General features: G+C 73.9%; 19 protein-coding genes. 8 read left to right on the top strand and 11 right to left on the bottom strand.

All coding sequences use genetic code 11. From position 1 onward, the window contains the following. Positions 1 to 114: 114 nt before the first annotated feature. The 7 genes from K304_RS0124760 to K304_RS0124730 form a co-directional block, all read right to left on the bottom strand. Positions 115 to 1,503 (bottom strand): NAD(P)(+) transhydrogenase (Re/Si-specific) subunit beta, encoded by a 1,389-nt coding sequence (locus K304_RS0124760; protein WP_027765901.1) that lies wholly within the window; start codon positions 1,501 to 1,503, stop codon positions 115 to 117. Next, on the bottom strand, positions 1,503 to 1,820 hold the full coding sequence (locus K304_RS0124755) for an NAD(P) transhydrogenase subunit alpha part 2 (RefSeq protein WP_027765900.1): 318 nt from the start codon (positions 1,818 to 1,820) through the stop codon (positions 1,503 to 1,505). The genes K304_RS0124760 and K304_RS0124755 overlap by 1 nt, the downstream gene beginning before the upstream one ends. Then, entirely contained in the window at positions 1,820 to 3,016 is a 1,197-nt protein-coding gene (locus K304_RS31150; protein ID WP_078529646.1) for a Re/Si-specific NAD(P)(+) transhydrogenase subunit alpha, read from the bottom strand. The genes K304_RS0124755 and K304_RS31150 overlap by 1 nt, the downstream gene beginning before the upstream one ends. Before the next feature lie 371 nt (positions 3,017 to 3,387). Next, positions 3,388 to 4,395: a baeRF2 domain-containing protein gene (locus tag K304_RS0124745; RefSeq protein ID WP_027765899.1), complete on the bottom strand. Its 1,008-nt coding sequence runs from the start codon at positions 4,393 to 4,395 to the stop codon at positions 3,388 to 3,390. 166 nt (positions 4,396 to 4,561) lie between these two features. After that, the gene (locus K304_RS0124740; protein WP_027765898.1) at positions 4,562 to 4,942 is read right to left on the bottom strand and encodes a DUF2267 domain-containing protein; all 381 of its coding nucleotides are present in this window, start codon (positions 4,940 to 4,942) and stop codon (positions 4,562 to 4,564) included. Between the two features lie 218 nt (positions 4,943 to 5,160). Continuing rightward, positions 5,161 to 5,937, bottom strand: coding sequence for an SDR family oxidoreductase (locus K304_RS0124735; protein ID WP_027765897.1), 777 nt, complete (start codon positions 5,935 to 5,937; stop codon positions 5,161 to 5,163). A 62-nt stretch (positions 5,938 to 5,999) separates the two neighbouring features. Then, entirely contained in the window at positions 6,000 to 7,247 is a 1,248-nt protein-coding gene (locus tag K304_RS0124730; protein WP_027765896.1) for a serine hydrolase domain-containing protein, read from the bottom strand. A gap of 214 nt (positions 7,248 to 7,461) precedes the next feature. On the opposite strand from K304_RS0124730, the gene K304_RS0124725 reads away from it, so the two are divergent. The 5 genes from K304_RS0124725 (at position 7,462) to K304_RS0124705 (ending at position 12,291) form a co-directional block, all read left to right on the top strand. After that, complete coding sequence (locus tag K304_RS0124725; RefSeq protein ID WP_027765895.1) at positions 7,462 to 8,010, top strand: 2Fe-2S iron-sulfur cluster-binding protein; 549 nt, start codon at positions 7,462 to 7,464, stop codon at positions 8,008 to 8,010. Beyond that, a complete protein-coding gene (locus K304_RS0124720; protein ID WP_027765894.1) occupies positions 8,007 to 9,005 on the top strand; it encodes an FAD binding domain-containing protein in 999 nt (332 codons plus the stop codon). The genes K304_RS0124725 and K304_RS0124720 overlap by 4 nt, the downstream gene beginning before the upstream one ends. Continuing rightward, the gene (locus K304_RS0124715; protein WP_027765893.1) at positions 9,002 to 11,110 is read left to right on the top strand and encodes a xanthine dehydrogenase family protein molybdopterin-binding subunit; all 2,109 of its coding nucleotides are present in this window, start codon (positions 9,002 to 9,004) and stop codon (positions 11,108 to 11,110) included. The genes K304_RS0124720 and K304_RS0124715 overlap by 4 nt, the downstream gene beginning before the upstream one ends. A gap of 87 nt (positions 11,111 to 11,197) precedes the next feature. After that, a complete protein-coding gene (locus K304_RS0124710; protein ID WP_027765892.1) occupies positions 11,198 to 11,809 on the top strand; it encodes a dihydrofolate reductase family protein in 612 nt (203 codons plus the stop codon). A gap of 62 nt (positions 11,810 to 11,871) precedes the next feature. Then, positions 11,872 to 12,291 (top strand): VOC family protein, encoded by a 420-nt coding sequence (locus tag K304_RS0124705; RefSeq protein ID WP_027765891.1) that lies wholly within the window; start codon positions 11,872 to 11,874, stop codon positions 12,289 to 12,291. Positions 12,292 to 12,315: 24 nt separating this feature from the next. Here K304_RS0124705 and K304_RS0124700 read toward each other — a convergent pair whose 3' ends face one another. From K304_RS0124700 to K304_RS31145, 3 genes are read right to left on the bottom strand one after another with little or no spacing between them, the layout of a single operon-like run. Further along, positions 12,316 to 13,116 carry an ABC transporter ATP-binding protein gene (locus K304_RS0124700; protein WP_051308787.1) on the bottom strand — a complete coding sequence of 267 codons (801 nt, stop codon included), beginning with the start codon at positions 13,114 to 13,116 and terminating at the stop codon, positions 12,316 to 12,318. After that, positions 13,113 to 13,877 carry a cobalt ECF transporter T component CbiQ gene (cbiQ, locus tag K304_RS0124695; protein ID WP_027765889.1) on the bottom strand — a complete coding sequence of 255 codons (765 nt, stop codon included), beginning with the start codon at positions 13,875 to 13,877 and terminating at the stop codon, positions 13,113 to 13,115. Before cbiQ ends, K304_RS0124700 begins: the two co-directional genes overlap by 4 nt. Positions 13,878 to 13,916: 39 nt before the next feature. Further along, positions 13,917 to 15,116: an energy-coupling factor ABC transporter permease gene (locus tag K304_RS31145; protein WP_078529644.1), complete on the bottom strand. Its 1,200-nt coding sequence runs from the start codon at positions 15,114 to 15,116 to the stop codon at positions 13,917 to 13,919. Between the two features lie 288 nt (positions 15,117 to 15,404). Between K304_RS31145 and K304_RS0124685 the strand changes: the two genes are divergently transcribed. Beyond that, a complete protein-coding gene (locus tag K304_RS0124685; protein ID WP_027765888.1) occupies positions 15,405 to 15,818 on the top strand; it encodes an SsgA family sporulation/cell division regulator in 414 nt (137 codons plus the stop codon). A gap of 5 nt (positions 15,819 to 15,823) precedes the next feature. Next, positions 15,824 to 16,597, top strand: a complete 774-nt coding sequence (locus tag K304_RS31140; protein ID WP_158687421.1) for a PP2C family protein-serine/threonine phosphatase — start codon at positions 15,824 to 15,826, stop codon at positions 16,595 to 16,597. 445 nt (positions 16,598 to 17,042) lie between these two features. On the opposite strand, the gene K304_RS0124675 is transcribed toward K304_RS31140, so the two are convergent. Next, on the bottom strand, positions 17,043 to 19,292 hold the full coding sequence (locus K304_RS0124675) for an MMPL family transporter (protein ID WP_027765887.1): 2,250 nt from the start codon (positions 19,290 to 19,292) through the stop codon (positions 17,043 to 17,045). Positions 19,293 to 19,468: 176 nt separating this feature from the next. Between K304_RS0124675 and K304_RS0124670 the strand changes: the two genes are divergently transcribed. Beyond that, positions 19,469 to 22,951, top strand: coding sequence for a S41 family peptidase (locus K304_RS0124670; RefSeq protein WP_037791582.1), 3,483 nt, complete (start codon positions 19,469 to 19,471; stop codon positions 22,949 to 22,951). Positions 22,952 to 22,953 lie beyond the last annotated feature (2 nt).

The raw sequence follows: 22,953 nt of genomic DNA, 5'->3' as shown, positions 1-22,953 counted from the left end.
ATCATGGGTTTCCGGGTCGTCGGCCCGGACCGCAGCCCACGCCCCCGACCCGCACCCACACACACCAGCCACCGCCCCGCGCCCACACCGAGCCCCAACACCCCCACCCCCGGCTCACAGAGCCTTCAGCTCCTCCGTCACCTCCGCCACCGACTTCTTCGCATCGCCGAACAGCATCGACGTCCGTTCCGCATAGAACAGCGGATTGTCGATCCCCGCGAACCCGCTGCTCATCGACCGCTTCAGCACGATGACGTTGCGCGAGGCGTCCACGTTGAGGATCGGCATGCCGTGGATCGGACTCGTCGGGTCGGTGCGCGCCGCCGGGTTGGTGACGTCGTTGGCGCCGATGACGAGCGTCACGTCCGTACGGGCGAACTCGTCGTTGATCTCGTCCATCTCCTTCAGCGCGTCGTAGGACACGTCGGCCTCCGCCAGCAGCACGTTCATGTGCCCCGGCATCCGTCCGGCCACCGGGTGAATCGCGTACTTCACCTCGACGCCCTTCGTCGCCAGCAGGTCCGCCATGTCCTTCACCGCGTGCTGCGCCTGGGCGACGGCCATGCCGTAGCCGGGGACAACGATGACCTGCGCGGCGTACGCCATCTGGATCGCCGCGTCGGCCGCGGACGTGGACTTCACCGTCCGCTCCGCACCGTCGTCGCCACCGGCCCCGAGCGCGCCGCCGCCTCCGCCGAACCCGCCCGCCACGATGGCCGGGATGGTGCGGTTCATCGCCACCGCCATCTGGTGGGTGAGGATCGAGCCGGACGCACCGACGATCATGCCCGCGACGATCATCGCCGTGTTGTCCAGCGCCAGACCGGCCGCGGCCGCCGAAAGCCCGGTCAGCGCGTTGAGCAGCGAGATGACCACGGGCATGTCGGCGCCGCCGATGGGCAGCACGACCAGTATCCCGAGCACGGCCGCGAGGACGAGGACCAGTCCGATCCACAGCTCCGACGCACCGCCGAGTCCGGCCATGACGGCGCATCCGACGGCCGCTGCCAGCAGCAGGCCGTTCACGAACTGTTGGGCGGCGCCCAGGCCGATCGGCCGTCCGGGCAGGATCTCCTGCAGCTTGCCGAACGCGACCAGCGACCCCCAGAACGACACCGATCCGACGATCGCGGCGAACATCGAGGTCACCGCGACGTACCCGGCGGTGTCGGCGAAGGCGCCCGAGGTGCGGAACTCGGACCAGGCGATGAGCGCCACCGCGCCGCCGCCCACGCCGTTGAACAGCGCGACCATCTGCGGCATGGCGGTCATCTTCACCTGCCGGGCGGACGGCACCCCGAGCACGGTGCCGACGACCAGGCCGACGGCGACCAGCACCCAGTTGTGCTCGATGCGCAGCAGCGTGGCGACGACCGCGACGAGCATGCCGAGCGCCGCGATCTGGTTGCCGCGCACCGCCGTACGGGGGCCGGTCAGGCCGGAGAGACCGTGGATGAACAGCCCGAACGCGACGATGTACAGGAAGTAGGTGAAGGTCTCCATCAGTCGCGCCCGCCCTTCTTCTCACCGTGCCCGGACTTGAACATGCCCAGCATCCGGTCAGTGACCAGGAATCCGCCGACGACGTTGATCATGCCGAAGGCGATGGCGACGGTGAGGACGACGGAGTCGACCACGGACGGGTTCTCCAGTTCACCGAGCACGATCAGGCCGCCCAGCAGCACGATGCCGTGGATGGCGTTGGTGCCCGACATCAGCGGTGTGTGCAGGGTGTTGGGCACCTTGGAGATGACCGCGAACCCGACGAACCCGGCCAGCACCAGGATCGCGATGTTGGCGAGCAGGCTTCCCGACTCCATCAGGACTCCCCCTTCGTGGCTTCCGTGGAACCCGCAACGCCCCGGGAACCCGCAGCGTCCCGGGAACCACCGGCGCCCTCGGACGCCTCGGAACGGGTGACGCACGACGCGGCGAGCACTTCGTCGGACCAGTCGGGCACCACGGCTCCGTTCTCGTCGAGCATCAGCTCCAGCAGCGCGGAGACGTTGCGCGCGTACAGCTCGGAGGAGTGCTCGGGCATGCGGGCAGGCAGGTTGAGGGGCGAGGCGACGGTGACGTCGTGCCGCACCACGACCTCCCCGGGCTCGGTGAGTTCGCAGTTCCCCCCTGCCTCCCCGGCGAGGTCGACGACCACGCTGCCGGGCCGCATGCCCTCCACCGCGCGGGCGGTGACCAGTCGCGGCGCCTTGCGGCCGGGCACCAGCGCGGTGGTGATCACCACGTCGAAGCCGGTGATCGCCTCCTCCAGCCGCTTGAGCTGCTCGGCGCGTTCGGCTTCGGACAGTTCGCGGGCGTAGCCGCCCTCGCCGGCCGCGTCGATGCCCAGGTCCAGCCACTGCGCGCCGAGCGACCGCACCTGGTCCGCGACCTCCGGCCGCACGTCGTAGCCGGTGGTGCGGGCACCCAGGCGTTTGGCCGTGGCCAGCGCCTGGAGGCCCGCGACGCCGACGCCGAGCACCAGGGCGGTGGCGGGCTTCACCGTTCCGGCCGCGGTCGTCAGCATGGGGAAGAACCGGGTGCAGTGGTCGGCGGCCAGCAGCACGGCCTTGTAGCCGGACACGTTCGCCTGCGAGGACAGCGCGTCCATCGACTGGGCCCGCGAGATGCGCGGTACGGCCTCCATCGCGAACCCCGTCACGCCCGCGTCCCGCAGGGCCGTCACCGTCTCCGGGGAGGTCAGCGGCGCGAGGAATCCGATCAGGGTGCTCCCTCTGCCCAAGCGGGCGGTCTCCTCCGCGGTCGGTGGTGCGACCTTCACCACCACGTCGCACGCCCACGGGTCGCCGACTCTCGCCCCGGCGGCGGTGAAGTGTGCGTCGGGGATGAGCGCGCCGATCCCGGCTCCGCTCTCCACGACGACCTCCACGCCGGTGCGCCGCAGTTTCTCGATCACCTTCGGCACCAGGGCGACGCGCCGCTCCCCCTCTCCCCGCTCCCGGGGCACGCCCACCCTGGCCGCCCGTGCTCCCGGCGCGTTCTCCTCGCCGGCGCTCATGGGCACGTCCTCTCGATCGCCATCCCTACGCCTTCCGTGTCCGGATCCGATGCGAACCGTGCGAACTGTGCGAACAGACGGTCCATGCTCGCGCCTTTGTGACGAGAGGTGTAGGGGGCAACACGCCGGAAGACCGGGCCGGGTCGTCGGTGCGCGGGCCACGCACGACGTACCCGGCCCACCGCAGGCTGTCGAGCAGGCCACCTCGTCCGGGCGGACGAACGACGCCGCGGCCGTCTGCCGGACAGACGACCGCGGCGTCGTGGTCGGTGCTGCTGCTGGTGATCGGACCGAAGGGGACGTCGGGACGTGGGCGGGCGGTGAGCGCGTCGGCGGCAGGGGCCGGAACCGCGTTCCGTCCCTGCGGAGCTTCAGCCCCCGGGAGAGAAGCGGAGGATTCCGGCGACCCCGCCCGCCAGCCCGGTCCCGTGCGGCACGAGGGCGAAGCCGGCGCCGGAGCGCGCGGCGGCCCCGAGAATCCGCGCCTCCTGCCCGGCGGCCGTGCCGGCTTCCCTGAACACCATGTCCAGCGCACCGGATTCGGCGGCCTCGAGTACCTGGTCGCTCCCCTGCACGGTGTTCCGGTGACCCTCCGCCTCGTGGAACCGGGAGGCGTCGTCGCGCTGCTTCTGCTGAGCGTGCCCGGTGGCGAGCTGCAGCAGTTCCTCGTCCAGGACGTGCCGAGCACGGGAGTCGGTCACTCCTCCCCGGTCGGTCTCCACGAGTGGAACGGAAAGCGGGTCGGGCATCCGGCTGCGCAGCGTCGCGCGCCCCTGGACCTCGCCCGCGAGCACCACGAGGTCGGGCGAGGTACGCCGCAGGGCGTCGGTCGCGGTGGTGTCGAAGTCCTCGGCGTTCTGGTCCACCACCGTGGCGGAGCGGTGCCGGACGCGCCGGTGGGGCGCCGACCCCCCTTCCTGCGGCGGGGTGGAGTCCTCCGCCGCATCGCCCTCGGTGGCGACGGTCACCGCACTGAATCTGGCCTCCTGCTGGTCCGCCACGACGAGCAGTACCCGGACGGCGTCGGCGGTGTGGCGCACGTAGGAGCCCAGCTCGGGAAACGGACCCCAGTACGCCTGGTCGCCCGCCCCCAGGGCGGCGTCCCAGGGCTGGTCGAGTGCGAGGCGGCCCTCACCGGAGGCGACGAGTACCCGGCCGTCGGCCTGCTCCTCGCCGGCCTTGTCCTGGGACAGTGCCTCGTCGACGGAGCCGAGCGCCTCCTCCGAGGCGCCTTCCTTCGTGAGCCGTTCGCGGAGTTCGTGCCAGCGCAGCCGTACTTGATCCGCCGCGTCCTCACCGGGAGAGCGCCCCTCCAGGTAGACGGTGGCGAAGGATGCCTGCTCCGGCGTGTACAGGGAAGCGAGTCGGCTGAGTTGCATACGAATGGTCTCCTTGGGTGGTGAGCCGCGTCGCGCGTACCGGCCTGTGGGGGGCCGTGGCGCGCACGGCGCTGCCCCGTCGCGGGGCACTGCCCGCGGAGGGTGGCGCGGAGGGGACGGCTCGCTGCCGACCGTGTGCCGGGCCGTTGGCGGGGGTGCCCCGCCGTCACGCGGCCTGTCGGTTGAAGAGCGGCGCGAAGTCTTCGGGCAGCTGGGTGACCAGGTGCCGCACCGCTCCGGGGGAGATCGCCTGCGGCAAGGTGGAGAGCACCGCGGTGGCGTCCCACTCGGCGGTCCGGGAGCGGGGCCCGACGATCCCGTCCACCCGGCGGTAGAACTCGTCCAGGTCGAACCGTTCGCCGCCCGCGCCCGTGCGCAGCGGCTCGTCGAGGGGCGGCGGGAGTTGCGCGGCCACGTCTCCCGCCTCGTCGGCGGTGACGCGGGCGGCGAGCACGGTCAGAACCGCCTCCGTCACCGTGCGGGCCTCCTTCTGGTCCTCGTACTGCCCGTGGTCGCGGACGTGCGCCAGGAACTCGTCGTCACGCAAGGAGAACTACCTCACTCGTACGTCTGGGCTTTTTGTGCTGGTCCGGCCGTCTCTGCGACGGCTGTGGGCCGGGTATCCCACGAGCGCGGATCGCATGCACGCATCCGCCCGGACGGGGTCCGGAACGCGCGTGCGCATGGGCCGCGGCGCCCCTGTCCGCGAGCGCGGCGCGGTGGGCGCTCGGGCGCCGGGGCCACCCCCGGCCGTCGCCCGTCGGGTCAGACCTCGTCGCCCCGCATGGCCCGCTGGAGGCCCTGGTTGCCGCTGAGGAGGCCGCCGTCGACGGGCAGGGTGACGCCGGTGATCCAGGCCGCGTCGCGGGAGGCGAGGAAGGCGACGGCGGACGCGATGTCGTCCGGGACGCCGACGCGCCCCAGCGGGTATTCGCGGGCGGCGCGTTCCAGCACGTCCTCCCGTCCTTCCCAGGCGGGGGTGTGGACGGTGCCCGGCGCGACCAGGTTGACGCGGACGCCGCGCGGGGCCGCGTCCCCGGCGAGGGTGCGCGTGAGGGAGCCGAGGCCGGCCTTCGCGGCGCTGTAGGCGTGGTTGCCGAAGTCGGCGATGCCGTTGACGGAGCCGATGCTCACGACGGCACCCCTGCCGTCCGCCGCGGCGAGGTGCGGCATCGCGGCGCGCATGCAGCGGAACGCCCCGGTCAGGGAGACGTCCAGGTCGCGCAGCCAGGGCTCGTCGTCCTGGTCCTCGATGCGGGCGGGTTCCGGATGGCAGGAGTAGGCGTTGTTGACCAGTACGTCGAGCCGCCCGAACCGTTCCACGGTCGCGGTCACGGCGGCTGCGACCGACCGGCTGTCGGCGACGTCGCAGACGACCGCCTCCGCGCCGTCGAGCGGGGCGGCCGCGCACCGGGCGCGTTCTTCGTCGACGTCGGCGAGCATCACCCGCGCGCCCTCGTCCGTGAGTCGCCGGGCGACCGCCTGGCCGATGCCTCGTCCGGCGCCGGTGACCAGGGCCGCGTATCCCTCGAATCGTCGCATCGCCCGAGGTTAGCCGGGCCTTTCGTGCGGTGACGACCCCCCGCGGAGCCGTCTGGGCGCCGTCAGCGCCGCAGGGAGGACTTCACCGCGCGCAGCAGGGCCTGGGCGCGGGGGTCGGAGGTGACGGAGGGCTGCGTGCCGCGGGTGACGTAGGCGAAGGCGGTGCCGGTCTCGGGGTCGGCGAGGGCCAGGGAGCCGCCGCGTCCGGGGTGGCCGAAGGAGCCGGTGCCGAGCATCGGCGAGGAGGGGCTGTGCAGCATGTAGCCGAGGCCGAAGCGGGTGCCGACGACGAGCACCCGGTCCGGGCCGTGCGACTCCTGGGAACGGGCCTGCGTCAGCGTCGCGGCGGTGAACAGGGAGCGGGCGGCGGGGAGTTCGTCCTCGGCCTCGACGTGGCCGATGAGTGCGGCGTAGAAGCGGGAGAGCGAGCGGGCGGTGGCGATGCCGCCGGAGGCGGCGAGTTCGGCGGCCCGGTAGGCGGGGTCGTTCTCGTCGGGCAGCGGGTCGATCGCGCCGAAGGCGCGCCGGGTGAGCGAGTCCGGGTCGCGGTAGGCGTCGAGGACGGTGTTCTTCGCCCGGACCCGCAGGCCCGCGGCGGCGGGCGGCGGGGGCGCCGCGACGTCCCTGAGCGTGGCGACGCGGTGCCGCTCGCCGTCGGGGAGGCCCATCCACAGGTCGAGGCCGAGCGGCCGGGCGATCTCCTCGGCGAACCAGCGGCCGATGGACCGGCCGGTCATCCGCATCACCAGCTCGCCGAGCAGCCAGCTGTAGGTCTGGGCGTGGTAGCCGTGCGCGGTGCCGGGCTCCCACACGGGGCGCTGGGCGGCGAGCGCGGCGGGGCCGCTGAGGCCGTCGAGGGCCTCGGCGGGGGTGAGCGGCGTGTCCAGGACCGGCAGCCCCGCGCGGTGCGACAGCAGGTGCCGCACGAGGACGCCCTCCTTGCCGTGCGCCTTGAACTCCGGCCAGTAGGTGCCGACGGGGGCGTCCAGGTCCAGGCGTCCGCGCTGGTGCAGCAGGTGCAGCACGGTCGCGGCGACGCCCTTCGTGGCGGACCGTACGACGGTGGCGGTGCCGGCCTGCCACGGGTCGCCCGCGCCGTGCGCGGGGTCCGTCCCGGCGGTCCTCCCGGCGGTGGCCCGGGCGCCGCCCGCAGAATCGTTTCGGGTGCCGCCCCAGAGGTCCACGACCCGGCGTCCGTCCACGTGCACGGCCACCGCCGCACCCGGGTCACCACGCTCGGTGAGGTTCCGTGCGAACGCCTCCCGGACCGGCTCGAATCCGTCCGCCACCGCGCCCTGGACGTCCACCACGGCTCCGTCTCGCTCCCGTAGGCCCTGTTCGTGCACGGCACACACCCGCGCGCCGCAGGTTCCATGGTGCACCGCGACACGCGCGCCCTGATCCCCAGGACCCCGCTCCCACCCCTTTGTCGGTAATGTCCGCACGCGGAGCGGTGTCGCGCGGCGCGCAGCGTGGTACCCACCCGCTGGGACCGTAACCGGAGCGCCCCGCTGGAGGCGGCACATGGAACACCGGATCACCCTTCGGGTGGACGGCAGCGAAAGGTCCGTGACGGTCGACGCGCGCACCACGCTGCTGGACGCGCTGCGCGAACGGCTGGGGGTGACCTCCCCCAAGAAGGGCTGCGACCACGGCCAGTGCGGCGCCTGCACCGTGCTGCTGGAAGGGCGGCGGCAGCTGAGCTGCCTGACCTTCGCCCTCGCGCACGACGGCGACCAGGTGCTCACCGCCGAGGGCGTGGGCGAGGCGCTCGGGGACGGCGGGCTGCACCCGGTGCAGCAGGCGTTCGTCGAGCAGGACGCCTTCCAGTGCGGCTACTGCACGCCCGGCCAGGTCTGCTCGGCCGTCGGCATGCTCGACGAGGCGGCGGCAGGCCACCCCAGCCACGTCACCGACGACCTCGTGCCGCCGGAGACGCCCGGCGTGCCCGTGCCGCTGGACGACGAGGAGATCCGCGAGCGGATGAGCGGCAACCTGTGCCGCTGCGGCGCCTACGTCAACATCGTCGCCGCCCTGCGCGGCACCGCCGTGGCCCCCCGGGAGGCGTCGTGATCCCCTTCGAGTACCACCGGGCCACCGACGCCGAGGAGGCCGTGGCCACCGTCGCGGCCCACCCGCACGCCGTGTTCCTGGCGGGCGGCACCAACCTGGTCGACCACATGAAACTGGGCGTCGCCGCACCGCACATGCTGGTGGACGTCTCCCGGCTGCCGCTGGACGGGATCGAGGAGACCCCGGAGGGCGGTCTGCGCGTCGGCGCGGCGGTGCGCAACAGCGACCTGGCCGCGCACCCGCTCGTACGGGAGCGGTATCCGGCGCTGTCCCGGGCGCTGCTCTCCGGCGCCTCCGGCCAGCTCCGCAACGCCGCCACCACCGGCGGCAACCTGCTCCAGCGCACCCGCTGCCGCTACTTCCAGGACGTCACCACGCCGTGCAACAAGCGGGAGCCCGGGTCCGGCTGCTCCGCGATCGGCGGCTGGGACCGGCAGCACGCGGTGCTGGGCGCCTCCGACCAGTGCATCGCCGTGCACCCCTCCGACATGGCCGTCGGCCTGCTCGCGCTGGACGCCACGGTGCACGTGCTCGGCCCCGACGGCGCCCGCACGCTGCCGCTGGCGGGTCTGCACCGGCTGCCCGGCGACGCGCCGGAGCGGGACACCGACCTGGCGCACGGCGAGCTGATCACCGCCGTGGAGCTGCCGCCCGCGACCGCGCTGACCCGCCACTCCACCTACCGCAAGGTGCGCGAACGGGCCAGCTACGCCTTCGCGCTGGTGTCCGTCGCCGCCGGGCTGGACCTGGACGAGGCCGCCGGCACCGTGCGGGACGTGCGGATCGCGCTGGGCGGCGTCGCCCACAAGCCCTGGCGCGCGGAACGGGCGGAGGAGGCGCTGCGTGGCGCACCGGCCACCGAGGAGGCGTTCCGCCGCGCCGCCGAGACCGAACTGGCCGCCGCGCAGCCGCGCGACGGGAACGCGTACAAGGTGCCGCTGGCGCGGAACACCATGGTGGCGACCCTGCGGAACCTCACGGAGGGAAGGCGATGACGACACTCCGCCCCCGCGCCGTCGGCACACCGATGGAGCGCCTGGACGGCCCGGCCAAGGTGACCGGAACCGCGCGGTACGCCTTCGAGCAGCCCGTCGAGAACCCGCTGTACGTGCACCCGTTGCAGTCCACGATCGCCCGCGGCCGGGTCAGCGCCGTGGACACCGAGGACGCCGAGGCGTGCCCCGGCGTCGCGTGCGTGCTCACCCACCACGACGCGCCGCGGCTCGCGGACACCGGCGACCGGGAGCTGGCGGTCCTGCAGTCCGGACGGGTCGCGTTCCGCGGCCAGTTCGTCGGCGCGGTGGTCGCCAAGACGCCGGAGACCGCACGGCACGCCGCCTCCCTGGTACGCGTCGCGTACGAGGTGGAGCCGCACGACGTCGAGCTGCGCGCCGACCGCGACGACCTGTACGCGCCGGACTCCGTGAACCCGTCCTACGCCACCGACAGCGACGAGGGCGACGTGGACGGCGCGATGTCCGGTGCCCCGGTGACCGTCGACGCCGTCTACACGACGCCGATGGAGCACAACAACCCGATGGAGCCGCACACCACGGTCGCGGTGTGGCAGCCCGAGGGGGACGTGCGGCTGCTGCTGTACGCGTCCACCCAGTCCGTGCACGGAGTGCGCACCACGCTCGCGCCGCTGTTCGGGCTGGAGAAGGACCAGGTACGGGTGGTCTCGCCGCACGTCGGCGGCGGTTTCGGTTCGAAGGGCATGCCGCACGCGCACGACGTGCTGGCCGGACTGTGCGCGAAGGCCGTGCCGGGCCGGGCGGTGAAACTGGCCCTGACCCGGCAGCAGATGTTCACCCTGGCCGGGCACCGCACGCCGACGATCCAGCGGCTGCGGCTCGGGGCGGACGCCGACGGGCGGCTGTCGGCGATCGCGCACGAGGTGGTGGAACGCACCTCCACCATCAAGGAGTTCGCGGAGCAGACGGCCACCGGGACGCGGATGATGTACGCCGCGCCGAACCGCCGGACCTCGCACCGGCTGGCTTCGCTGGACGTGCCGGTGCCGTCCTGGATGCGGGCGCCCGGGGAGTGCCCGGGCTTCTTCGCGCTGGAGTGCGCGATGGACGAGCTGGCCGTCGCCTGCGGCCTGGACCCGATCGAGCTGCGGGTGCGCAACGACCCGCCCGAGGATCCGGAGACGGGCCGGCCGTGGTCCGGACGGCGGCTGGTGGAGTGCCTGCGGGAAGGTGCCCGCCTCTTCGGGTGGGACCGGCGGCCGACCGCACCGGGCACCCGCCGCGAGGGCCCGGGCGGCCGGGAACTGGTCGGCATGGGCGTGGCCTCCGCCACCTACCCGTACTACGAGATGCCCGGCTCGGAGGCGGCCATCCGCTACGAGGGCGAGGACCGCTGGACGGTGCGGATCGGCGCCGCCGACCTCGGCACGGGCACCTGGACGACCCTCACCCAGGTCGCCGCGGACGCCCTCGACGCCGCCCCGGAGGACGTGACGCTGCTGATCGGCGACAGCGCGCTGCCCGCCGCGACGGTCGCGGGCGGGTCGGCGGGGCTGGCGTCCTGGGGCTCGACCGTGATCGGCGCGGCCCGCGCCTTCCGCGAGCGGCACGGCCGTGACCCGGACCCGGGCGCGGAGGCACGTTCCGGGATGCCGAAGAACCCGGACCGCAAGACCTACGCGCGGCACTCCTTCGGCGCGCACTTCGCCGAGGTGCGGGTGGACGCCGACACCGGGGAGATCCGCGTGCCGCGCATGCTGGGCGTCTTCTCCGCGGGCCGCATCGTCAACCCGCGCACCGCACGCTCGCAGTTCCTGGGCGGCATGACCATGGGCCTGTCCATGGCGCTGCACGAACACGCCGTCATGGACCCGCACACCGGCCACGTGGTGAACGGCGACTTCGCCGACTACCACATCGCGGCGCACGCCGACGTGTGCGACATGGAGGCCACCTGGCTGGAGGAGGAGGACCGGCACGCCAACCCGATGGGCGCCCGCGGCATCGGCGAGATCGGCATCGTCGGCTCACCGGCGGCCGTGGTCAACGCGGTGTTCAACGCCACCGGCATCCGCGTCCGGGACCTGCCCGTGACCCCGGACAAGCTGCTGACGGAGCTTCAGTAGACGTATTCTTCGGTCCGTGGGCAGACCGGCGCAGTCCCAGGCCCGAAGGCCGGAGTGGCCGTGGAGAACTGAGAAGTGTGATGCTCGATGAGACTGGTTGTGCAGGAGTTCCTCACGCTCGACGGGGTGTCCCAGGGGCCGGGGTCCCCGGAGGAGGACACCAGCGACGGCTTCGCGCGAGGCGGCTGGTTCGTACCCCATCTGGAAGAGGAGTTCGAGCGGCTGGCCGGCACCTGGCTCGGCGAGGCGGACGCGTTCCTCTTCGGTCGGCGCACCTACCAGAATTTCGCGCGGGACTGGCCGCAGATGACCGACCACCCCTCTGCCGGAATTCTGAACAGCCTGCCGAAGTACGTGGCTTCCCACAGCCTGACTGCTGCCGAGTGGAACCCGTCCACGATCCTGTCCGGCGACGTCCCCGCCCAGGTGGCGGACTTGAAGCGGCGGCCCGGCCGGGAACTGCAGGTCCACGGCAGCGCCCGGCTGGCCCAGTCCTTGCTGGCTTCCGGATTGGTCGACACGTGGCGGCTCGTGATCGCCCCCGTTGTGGTGGGCCAGGGCCGACGTCTGTTCCCGGACGGCGGCGCACCGGCCGGGCTGCGCCTCGTCAGCCATCGGACGACACCCGGTGGCCTCTCCGTCCACATCTTCGACTCGACGGCGCGCGTGGAGTACGGGACCTACGGGGCCGACGCGTAGGCCGGAGAGCCCGCCTACGCCACGCCCGTCGGCCCGGGAACGCATACCACGGGAGGAACGCCATGTCCCGCGAAGCCTCTGCCACTTCGGTGTGGCCGGTCCTGCACTACGACGACACGAACGCCGCGCTGCGGTTCCTGGTGGACGTGCTGGGCTTCGCGCAGCGCGTCGCGGCACCGGACGACGAAGGGCGCATCGTGCATGCGGAACTGGGCTGGCCGGGCGGAGGCGCACTGGTCTTCGGCTCGACGCGGCACACCGACGGCGTGCACGGCGGAATGAGGGCCGGGACCGGCGCGGTCTACGTGGTCTGCAACGACGTGGACGGCGTGCACCGCCGGGCGAGCGCCGCCGGGGCCGAGGTGGTGGAGTCGCCGCACGAGACACGTTTCGGCTCCGGCGTGCGCACCTACGTGTGCACGGTGAAGGACCCGGAGGGCAACCTGTGGACCTTCGGCACCTACGGGGGCGCCTCCTCCTGAGGAGTGCGTCCTCCGGCTCGCCGGTCAGCGCCCCTGCGGGGGCACCTCGGTCTTGGGGTCGAAGCCGAAGGGCAGTTCCAGGCGGTGCGCGCGCATCAGCGTCTCGTCGCACAGCAGGTCCTGCGTGCCGCCGTCGGCGACCACGACCCCTTCGCTGAGCACGACCGCGCGCGGGCACAGCTCCAGCGCGTACGGCAGGTCGTGCGTGACCATGAGCACCGTGACGTCCAGGTCGCGCAGGATGTGGGCGAGTTCGCGGCGGGAGGCCGGGTCGAGGTTGGACGAGGGCTCGTCCAGGACCAGGATCTCCGGGCGCCCGGCGAGCACCGTCGCCACCGCCACCCGGCGGCGCTGGCCGAACGACAGGTGGTGCGGCGGCCGGTCCGCGTAGGCCTCCATGCCGACCCGCTCCAGCGCCTCCCGCACCCGCGCCTCCAGCTCGTCGCCGCGCAGCCCGGCGGCCGCCGGTCCGAAGGCGACGTCCTCGCGCACGGTCGGCATGAACAGCTGATCGTCCGGGTCCTGGAAGACGATGCCCACCCGGCGACGGATCTCCGCGAGGTTCCGTTCCGCCACGGGCATCCCGGCGACGGTGACGCTGCCGGCGCCCGCGGTGAGGATGCCGTTCAGGTGCAGGACGAGGGTGGTCTTGCCGGCGCCGTTCGGACCGAGCAGCGCGACCCGTTCCCCGTGCGGGACGGTCAGGTCCACCCCGAAGAGGGCCTGGTGCCCGTCCGGGTAGGCGTACGCCAGGCCGTGCACCTCCAGCGAGGGAGGCTCGGTGGCGGGCGCCTCGGGAAGGGTGTCGGTGTCGCGCGCAGTCATGACAGGACCCATCCTGCCAGGCACACGGCCAGCGCCGATACCGGAAGCAGGGCGCTGCGGGCCCACTGGGCCCCGGTCGCGGTCGCCTCGTCGATCACCGGCATCGACCCGGCGTACCCCCGGCTGAGCATGGCCAGGTGCACGCGCTCCCCGCGTTCGTAGGACCGGATGAACAGAGCCCCCGCCGACTTGGCCAGCACGCCCCAGTGCCGGATGCCGCGCGCCTCGAAGCCACGGGAGAGGCGGGCGATGCGCATCCGCCGCATCTCGTCGGCGACGACGTCGCCGTAGCGGATCATGAAGGACGCGATCTGCACCATCAGCGGCGGCAGCCGCAGCCGCTGGAGGCCGAGCAGCACCTCGCGCAGCTCGGTGGTGGCGGCCAGCAGCACGGACGCGGCGACGCCGAGGGTGCCCTTGGCCAGGATGTTCCACGCGCCCCACAGGCCGGACTCGGAGAGCGACAGGCCCAGCACCTCGGTGCGCGGGCCCTCGGCGACGAACGGCATCAGCACCGCGAACGCCACGAACGGCACCTCGATCAGCATCCGCTTCAGCAGGTGCCCCGGCGGCACGCGGGCCGCGACGGCGACCGCCGCCAGCAGTGCCGCGTACACGCCGAACGCCCACATCACCTCGCGCGGCGTGGCCACCACGGCGAGGACGAAGCACAGGACGGCGACCAGCTTGCAGTGCGGCGGCAGCACGTGCACCGGCGTGTGCCCGTGCCGGTACAACCGGTGCGCGTGCCCCGCACCCATGTCAGCTCTCCCCGGTGCGCGCGGCCGCGCGGCGCGCCGTCACCGGTTCTCCGGCGACGGTGACGGGCCGGCGGCGACGGAGCCGCCGTCCGGGTTCGCGCCGGGCGCGGGGGCCGTGTCGGCGGGGGTCGTGTCGGCGGCGGTCGTGTCGGCGGGGGTCGCGGAGCCGGAACGGCGGCGGCGCACGGTGAGGAAGACGCCGCTGCCCACGGCGAGGGTCGCGCCGACGCCCACCACACCGGCCAGGCCGCCGGAGATCCGGGCGTTGTCCACGTCCGCCACGCCGTAGTCGGCCAGCGGGGACTCCGCGAGGTCGTGCTCGGTGGCCTGCTCCTCGAAGCCGAACTCGGCGGCGACCTTCTCCAGGCCGTCGGGGTGCGCGGAGGCGTAGAAGCTGATCACGCCCGCGCAGGCCAGCGTGGCGCCCAGACCGGCGAGCCACACCTTGCCGGCCGGGCGGTGCGCGGCGGGGGCGGGCTCGGGCTGCGGGGCCGGGGCGGTGGTCTCGGTGCGGGCGGCGAGGGACTGCTCGGCGGCGGCCGGCGTGCCGGGCACCGCCGGGGCGGCGCCGGTGCGCAGGGTGAGCGGCGCGGTCAGGCCGCGCGCGCCGTACACCAGGTCGGGGCGCACGGACAGCACCGCGCCCACGGTCAGCGCCGTGATGATCGCCTCGCCGATGCCGATCAGGACGTGCACGCCGACCATGGCGCCCAGCACCTTGCCGAGCGCCACGTCCGCGGTGCCGCCGAGGGCGTAGACGCCGACGAAGGAGGCCGCCGCGACCGGGACCGACACCACCGCGGCCACGAACGCCGAGGCGGTGAGCGACGAACGGCGGCGCGGCAGCACCTTCACCAGGCCGCGGAAGACGCCGTACGCCACCACCACGCCGACCACGCCCATCGTGGTGATGTTGGTGCCGAGCGCGGTGAGGCCGCCGTCCGCGAAGAGCACCGCCTGCATCAGCAGCACCACGGATATGCACAGCACACCCGTGTACGGCCCGACGAGGATCGCCGCCAGCGCACCGCCCAGCAGATGGCCGCTGGTTCCGGCGCCGACGGGGAAGTTCAGCATCTGCACCGCGAAGATGAACGCCGCCACCAGACCGGCGAGGGGTGCGGTGCGCTCGCCCAGCTCACGGCGCGCGCCGCGCAGCGAGACGGCGACCGCGCCCACGGCGACGACGCCGGTGGCGACCGACACCGGCGCGTTGATGAATCCGTCGGGGACATGCATGGCGAAGGCTCCGCTTCTCGGTGGGTGGTGGTTCCGCCGGCGTGCACCGGCCGTCGTGCGCAACGGCTGGTGGAGGGCCGGTGAGCGGACCGACCCTGCAGACAGCCGTTCGATGGTAGTGGGCACCTGCGAACGGTGTGCAAGAGCGTGCACCCTGCGGAATACCCACCCCGGGCGGGCGCCATGCACTGTGGCGCAGCTCACGGGTGCCGCGCCGTGACCACGGGGCGGCGCGGCGCGTCTGACCCTGCAGGGGGCGTCGGCACATGCCGATGGAAAGGAGCATTCGTGTCCGTCATCGAGCACACCGTGCAGGCCCGACTGGTCACCCGGGCGCCCGAGTCCCGCCCACTGAGGGTCCTGCTGCGCTACGACCCGCGGAACGCCTTCGCGGTCTCCGTGACCTTCCCCGCCCCGGCCTGCCTGGACGGCGTCGAGGCCGTCTGGACGTTCTCCCGCGACCTGCTGGCCACCGGGCTGGGCCTCCCGGCCGGCGAGGGCGACGTCCGCCTCCGGCCCGCGGGCCCGCACCGCACGGCCCTCAGCCTGCACGCGGCGGAGGGCATCGCCCTGCTCGAAGTGGACACCCCCGGTGTCCGGGCCTTCCTGGACGCCGCCTACGACCGCGTGCCGCAGGGCGCGGAACGCGTCGGGTCGCACGAACTCGACCGCGAACTCGCCGAACTCCTGCGAGGCGTGTGACCGACGTGACCGACGCGACCGACGCGACCGACGCCGTACGGGCGGCCGGGGCCGAGTGGTTCCCCGCGACCGCCGAGACGAGCTTGGGCGGAGACCTGCACGCCGTGCGCAGCACCCCGTACGGGCTGCGGCTGCTCATCGGCGACGTTCGCGGGCAGGGTGCCGCGGCGGGCGCGGGAGCGCGTGCCGTGCTGGACGCGTTCGGCACGGTCGCCGCCGAAGCGCCGACGCTGGAGACGGTGGTCGACGCGCTGGAGGCCGCGGTGCGCCGGCACGCGTCCACGCGTACGGACGAGGAGGGCGCGGAGGATTTCGTCACCGCCGTCGTCGCGGAGATCGGCCCCGACGGCCGCACGCTGCGGCTGGTCAACCGCGGGCACCCGGCGCCGCTGCTGCTGCGCCCCGACGCGGTCGATGTCCTCGCCCCGGCCGAGTCCGGCCCGCCGCTCGGGCTGCGCGACCTGTCCCCGCCCGGCGCATGGTCCCTCACGGTGCCCTTCCCGCCGGACGCGACTCTGCTGCTGCTCACCGACGGCACCACCGAGGCCCGCGACGCGGACGGCGCGTTCTACGACCCCGTCTCCCGGCTGTGCGGTCGCGTCGGCGGCGACCCCGAGGCGGTCGTGCGGACGCTGCGCCGCGAGGTCCGCGCCCATGTCGCCCGCCGCCTCGGCGACCGTCCCGCCGACGACATGGCCCTCCTCGCCCTCCGCGCCACGCACCCCGAGCCCGCGCCCGCGTCGGCTCCGGCTCCGGCTCCGGCTCCGGCCTCGGGGTAGCGGCTGACGAGCCGACCCGTGGCAGGCCACTCCCCCGGTGCCGCCGCCCGCGCCGACGCGTCGGGCCCCGAGCCGGGGCGCGTCAGCGGGAGCCTCGCGGACCTGTTTTGGCGCTCGGGCCTTCGGGCCTCCCCGACCTGGGGTTGCGGAAGCGACGGGGACGGGCCGGCGGAGTCGGTTCGGTCCCTCGCGGACCGGGCCCCAGTCCGGGACGCCGTGCGCCGGGAGGCCAGGCGCTGGGCCGCCGCGAGCCGAGGCGCCGGGCTCGACCGGCGCCCGGCTCGGCAGGCGGGGGTGTCGCCGAGGCGGTCGGGGCGTAGCCCGGGACGCCCCAGCCGCGCGGCCCGCGCACACGTGCGGGGCGGGGCCGGGGAAGTCTCCCCGGCCCCGCCCCGTCGGTCGGCCTCCGCCGTGCGAAGGCGCACGCGCGCCGAAGGCGCGACGGTCAGACCCGCGAGTCCTCGGGCTCCGCGGCGCGCTGCTGCGGCACCGCCCCGGCGGCTTCGCCGCCTTCGGCCAGCCGACGGCGCAGGCGTTCGCCCTCCACGTCGACGTTCGGCAGGATCCGGTCCAGCCGGCGCGGCACCCACCAGGCGCGCCGTCCCAGCAGCGCGAGCACCGCCGGCACCACGGCCATCCGGACGATGAAGGCGTCGAAGAGGATGGCCACCGCGAGACCGAAACCCATCATCTTGATCATCGAGTCGCCGGCGCCGATGAACCCGGCGAAGACGCTGATCATGATGACAGCGGCGGCCGTGACGACGCGGGCGCCCAGCTTGAAGCCGGAGACCACGGCCTGTTCGGGCGACTCGCCGTGCACGTACGCCTCACGCATGCGGGTCACGAGGAACACCTCGTAGTCCATCGCCAGTCCGAAGATCACACCGACCATGAAGATCGGCATCATGCTCATGATCGGCCCGGTCGACTCGACGCCGATCAGCTCCGCGCCCCAGCCCCACTGGAAGACGGCCACCACGGTGCCGAGTGCCGCCAGCACGGACAGCAGGAAGCCGAGCGCCGCCTTCAGCGGCACCAGCACCGAGCGGAAGACGATCATCAGCAGCACGAACGCGAGACCGACGACCAGCGACAGGTAGGGCACCAGCGCGTCGTTCATGACCTGCGAGAAGTCGATGGCGACCGCCGTCGCACCGCTCATCAGGACGGTGGCGCCGGTCTTCGCCTCGAGGCCCTCCGCCCGGTCACGGATGTCGCGCACGACGTCCTCGGTCTCCGGGTCGCTCGGCCCGGTCTCGGGGATCGCGGTGATGGTCGCGGTGTCCTTGTCGGCGTTGAAGACCGGCGGCGACACGTTCACCACGCCGTCCACGCCCTGCACCGTCTTGACGACCCGACCGGCCGCGGCCTGCGGGTCCTCGGCGTCCCGCGCGTCCACGACCAGCAGCAGCGGCCCGTTGAAGCCCGGCCCGAACGCGTCCGACAGCATGTCGTACGCCTTGCGCTGCGTGGTCTCGGCGGGCTGGTCGCCCTCGTCCGGAAGGCCGAGCTGCATGCCGGAGACCGGGATCGCCAGCGCGCCCAGCCCGATGACGGACGCCACCAGCACCATGATCGGTCGGCGCAGCACGAACCGCGCCCAGCGGACGCCCGCACTGGGCCGCGCGTCGGCGTGCTCCGCGACCGGGGCACCGGTCTCCGGGTTGGCCTTGCGCACCTTGCGGCCGAAGATCCGCTTGCCGACCATGCCGAGCGCGGCCGGCACCAGCGTGATGGCCACCAGCACCGCGATCACCACGGTGGCGGCGGCGGCCAGGCCCATCTTGGTGAGGATCGGGATGTTGACGATGGACAGCCCGGCGAGCGCGATGACGACCGTGAGACCGGCGAAGACCACCGCCGAGCCGGCCGTGCCGACGGCGCGTCCCGCCGCCTCCTCGCGCTCCCGGCCCTCCGTCAGCTCCGCGCGGTAGCGGGAGGCGATGAACAGGGCGTAGTCGATGCCGACCGCCAGGCCGATCATCATGGCGAGCGTCGAGGTGGTGGCCGAGAGGCCGAGCGTGGCGCCGAGCGCGGCGATTGAGGAGATGCCGATCCCGACCCCGATCAGCGCGGTGACCAGCGGCAGCCCGGCCGCGACCAGCGAGCCGAAGGTGAGGATCAGCACGATCGCGGCGACGGCGATGCCGATGATCTCGCCGTTGCCCATGTCGGGCTCGGCGAAGAGCGCGTCGCCGCTGGTCTCCACGGTGAGCCCGGAGTCCCGGCCCGTCTGGGCCGCCGCCTCCAGGTCCTCGCGGGAGGCGTCGGTCAGCTCCATCGCCGGGGCCTCGAACGAGACCACGGCGTACGCGGTCTCGCCGTCCCGGCTGACGGCGCCGCTCCGCTTCGCGAAGGGGTCGGAGACCGCGACGGTCTGCTCGCTCTTCGCGTCCTGGAGGACCTCGGCGACGACCTGGCGGTTGTCGGTTGCGGTGATCTTGGCGCCGTCCTCGGCGCGGAAGACCAGGCGGGCGGTCGCGCCGTCCGCGTTGGCCTCGGGGAACTGCTCCTCCAGCAGGTCGAAGGCCTTCTGGGCCTCGGTGCCGGGCAGTGCGAAGTCGTCGTCGGGCGGGGAGGACGCGGTGGAGGCTCCCACCCCGGCGGCCACCAGCAGCGCCACCCACAGCAGGGCGACGATACGGCGGCGCCGGAAGGCGAGCCTGCCGAGTTTGTACAGGAATGTGGCCACGGGCGTGGTTCTCCGGTTCTCGGGCTCCGCCGGCCGCTCACCTGGAGGACGGCGACCGGGCGGAGACAGTGATGGCAGTCCATGTCAAAAGACGCCGACTCGCATACCCAACGGTTGAGCCGGCGAACGAAATGAGGGCCAGATCACAACTTGCCCGTGTCCGCCCGGTTGGGAGAATGGGAGAGGTGACGGAAAACGCCGCGTATCTGAGGTTTCCCGACCTTCACGGTGATCTGGTCTGTTTCATCACCGAGGACGACCTGTGGGTCACGCCCCTGGCCGACGAGGGCGCCGAACCCGGACGGGCCTGGCGGCTCACCGTCGACCGCACCCGTGTCGACCACCCCCGCTTCTCCCCGGACGGCCGCCACCTCGCGTTCACCACCTGGCGCAGCCTGGACCCCGAGATCCACCTCGCGCCCGTGGCGGGCGGCGGCACCACCCGCCTCACCTACTGGGGCTCCCCCGACACCCGGGTCTGCGGCTGGACGCCACCGGACGGCGAGGGGCGCAGCGACGTCCTGGCCGTCTCCTCGCACGAGCAGCCGTTCTCCCACTTCACCTGGGCGTACCAGGTCCGCACCGACGGAGGCCCGGGCGCCCGCCTGCCCTGGGGTCCCGTCGCCCACATCGCCGCCGGCCGCACGGACCGCCCGCACACGCTGCTGCTCGCCGGCACGCCCCCGCACGAGCCGGCCGCCTGGAAGCGCTACCGCGGCGGTGCCACCGGCCGCCTGTGGCTCGACGGGCAGCGCCTGCTCCCCGAGCTCGACGGCCACCTGGACTGCCCGATGTTCGTGCAGGGCCGCATCGCGTTCCTCTCCGACCACGAGGGCGTCGGCAACCTCTACTCCTGTCTGCCCGACGGCACCGGCCTCAGCCGCCACACCGACCACGCCGACTTCTACGCCCGCCACGCCGCCACCGACGGGCGGCGCGTCGTCTACCAGTGCGCCGGCGAACTGTGGCTCGCCGAGGACCTGTCGCCCGGCGGCCGCCCGCGCAGGCTGCCCGTTCGGCTGGGCGGCCCGCGCCCCGGGCGGCGCCCGTACCAGGTGCCCGCCGCCGCCCACCTGGACGCGCTCGCCGCCGACCACACCGGCCGCGCCAGCGCCGTCGGCGTGCGCGGCAGCCTGTACTGGCTGACCCACCGGGACGGCCCGGCCCGCACCCTGGCCGACACCCCCGGCGTACGGGTGCGGCTGCCGGTGATGCTCGGCGACACCGGCCGCGTCGCGTACGTGACGGACGCCGACGGCGAGGACGCCCTGGAGATCGCCGACCTGCCGCGTGCCACCCGCCCCCGCACCCCGTGGCGGCTGGCGGGCGGACGTCTGGGCCGCGTCCGCGAACTGACCGCCGCGCCGGACGGCTGCACGGTCGCCGTCGCCTCGCACGACGGACGGCTGCTGCTCGTCGACGTCCGCGCCCCGGAGGACGCCGAACGTCCCCCGGAGTGGGCCCCGGAGGCGGGCGACGCGGCGGAGGCGGGCCGGACGGCGGACGAGGCGGACCGCGGGGCGACCGCGGGCGAGGGGGAGTCCGGGGCCGACCCGGAGCCGGGGGCCGAGCCGGATCCGGCGGGCGAGCCGGAGGCCGGGAACGCGGCGGACACCGGAAACGCGGCGGAGCCGGAGCCCCCGGCCTGGGACCCCGTCACCGAGCTGGTCGCCTCCGTCAACGGCCCCGTCCACGACCTGTCCTTCTCCCCCGACTCCTCCTGGATCGCCTGGGCCCACCCCGGCATCGGACGCTCCCTCAGCCAGATCAGGATCGGCCGCCTGGGCGGCACCCGCACCGTCGTCGACGTCACCGACGGCCGGTTCGAGGACGAGCAGCCCGTCTTCACCCGCGACGGCCGCTACCTCGCCTTTCTCTCCTGGCGCGGCTTCGACCCGGTCTACGACGTGCACACCGGCGACCTCTCGTTCCCCCTCGGCTGCCGCCCCTACCTGGTGCCGCTGTCCTCCGCGACGCTGTCGCCGTTCGCGCTGACGCCCGAGGGCCGGCCGGCCGCCGGCGGGCTGGACCCGCAGAGCGTGTCCGGCGAGTACGGCACGGCGCTGGTCGAGGCGGAGGGCCTGCCCGACCGGGTGACGCCGTTCCCGGTCGCCGCCTCCAAGTACTCCGCGCTGCGGCCCGTGCACGGCGGCGGCGTGGTCTGGCTGCGCTACCCGATCTCCGGCGCCCTGGGCGAGACCTTCGTCAACCCGGCCGACACCTCCGGCCGGCCCACCCTCGAACACTTCGACCTGGTCAAGGCGAAGCGCACCGAACTCACCGGCCTGGTCGACGCGTTCACCGTCAGCGGCGACGGTTCGCGCCTGGTCGTCAACGACGAGGGCGACCTGCGGGTGGTCCCGGCCACCGAACCGGCCGACCTGGACTCCATGGTCCACGTGGACCTGCGCCGCATCCAGCACGAGGTGGACCCGGCGGCGGAGTGGCGGCAGGCGTACGCGGAGGCCGGCCGCATCATCCGCGCCTACTTCTGGGACCCGGACATGTGCGGCATCGACTGGGACGCCGTGCTGGACCAGTACCGTCCACTGGTCGAACGCATCGCCTCACCCGCCGAGTTCGCCGACCTGCTGCGCGAACTCCTCGGCGAGCTGGGCACCTCGCACGCGTACGTGGCCGCGGCCCGGCGCGACGAGGGACCGCCGCACTACCAACGGCCCATCGGACTGCTCGGCGCGGACTTCACGCGCACCGAGGCCGGGGAGTGGCAGATCTCCCGCATCCTGCCCGGCAACTCCTCCGACTCCAAGGCCCGTTCGCCACTGGCCGGTCTCGGCATCCGCGAGGGCGCCACCGTCACGCACGTGGACGGCCGTCCCGTCGACCCGACCGCCGGGCCGTGGGCGCTGCTCACCGCCGCCGGGGGCACCACCGTCGAGCTGACGTTCTCCCGCACCGACCCCGAACGCCCGCCCCGCCGCATCGCCGTCCAGCCGCTGATCAACGACCGCCAACTCCGTTACCAGGACTGGGTGACGCGGCGGCGCGAGGTGGTCCGCGAACTGTCCGGCGGCGCGTGCGGCTACCTGCACATCCCCGACATGGGCGGTTCCGGCTGGGCGCAGTTCAACCGCGACTGGCGGATGGAGGTCGCCCGCCCCGCCCTCATCGTCGACGTGCGCGGCAACGCGGGCGGCCACATCAGCGAACTCGTCGTGGAGAAGCTGACCCGCGTCATCCTCGGCTGGGACCTCACCCGCAATGCCCAGCCCGTCAGCTACGCGGGCAACGCGCCGCGCGGTCCCGTCGTCGCCCTCGCCGACGGCGCCACGTCCTCCGACGGCGACATGATCATCGCCGCGTTCCGGCTGCTCGGCCTCGGCCCGGTCGTCGGCACCCGCACGTGGGGCGGCGTCGTCGGCATGACCGGGCGCCACCGCCTGGGCGACGGCACGGTCATCACGGTGCCGATGAACGCCGCCTGGTTCGACGCCTACGGCTGGTCGGTCGAGAACCACGGCGTCGAGCCCGACATCGAGGTCGAACGCACGCCCCTGGACTGGGCGGAGGGCCGCTACACGGTACTGGCCGCCGCCGTACGCACCGCGCTGGACCGCCTGGAGCAGCACCCCGCCGCCACCCCGCCGGACCTCGCACACGTCCCCGACCGCCGCCGCCCCGAGCTCCCGCCGCGCTGAAG

This window comes from Streptomyces sp. CNS606, assembly GCF_000426325.1.
This window is presented reverse-complemented; position numbering and strand designations above follow the sequence as displayed.

Bases quoted from the DNA above. Each gene is read 5' to 3' on its own strand.
- K304_RS0124745 (WP_027765899.1), bottom strand. From the start codon at position 4,395: ATGCAACTCAGCCGACTCGCTTCCCTGTACACGCCGGAGCAGGCATCC.
- K304_RS0124705 (WP_027765891.1), top strand. From the start codon at position 11,872: ATGTCCCGCGAAGCCTCTGCCACTTCGGTGTGGCCGGTCCTGCACTAC.
- K304_RS0124760 (WP_027765901.1), bottom strand. From the start codon at position 1,503: ATGGAGACCTTCACCTACTTCCTGTACATCGTCGCGTTCGGGCTGTTC.
- K304_RS0124755 (WP_027765900.1), bottom strand. From the start codon at position 1,820: ATGGAGTCGGGAAGCCTGCTCGCCAACATCGCGATCCTGGTGCTGGCC.
- K304_RS0124700 (WP_051308787.1), bottom strand. From the start codon at position 13,116: ATGACTGCGCGCGACACCGACACCCTTCCCGAGGCGCCCGCCACCGAG.
- K304_RS31150 (WP_078529646.1), bottom strand. From the start codon at position 3,016: ATGAGCGCCGGCGAGGAGAACGCGCCGGGAGCACGGGCGGCCAGGGTG.
- K304_RS0124710 (WP_027765892.1), top strand. From the start codon at position 11,198: ATGAGACTGGTTGTGCAGGAGTTCCTCACGCTCGACGGGGTGTCCCAG.
- K304_RS0124715 (WP_027765893.1), top strand. From the start codon at position 9,002: ATGACGACACTCCGCCCCCGCGCCGTCGGCACACCGATGGAGCGCCTG.
- K304_RS0124735 (WP_027765897.1), bottom strand. From the start codon at position 5,937: ATGCGACGATTCGAGGGATACGCGGCCCTGGTCACCGGCGCCGGACGA.
- K304_RS31145 (WP_078529644.1), bottom strand. From the start codon at position 15,116: ATGCATGTCCCCGACGGATTCATCAACGCGCCGGTGTCGGTCGCCACC.
- K304_RS0124725 (WP_027765895.1), top strand. From the start codon at position 7,462: ATGGAACACCGGATCACCCTTCGGGTGGACGGCAGCGAAAGGTCCGTG.
- K304_RS0124670 (WP_037791582.1), top strand. From the start codon at position 19,469: ATGGGAGAGGTGACGGAAAACGCCGCGTATCTGAGGTTTCCCGACCTT.
- cbiQ (WP_027765889.1), bottom strand. From the start codon at position 13,877: ATGGGTGCGGGGCACGCGCACCGGTTGTACCGGCACGGGCACACGCCG.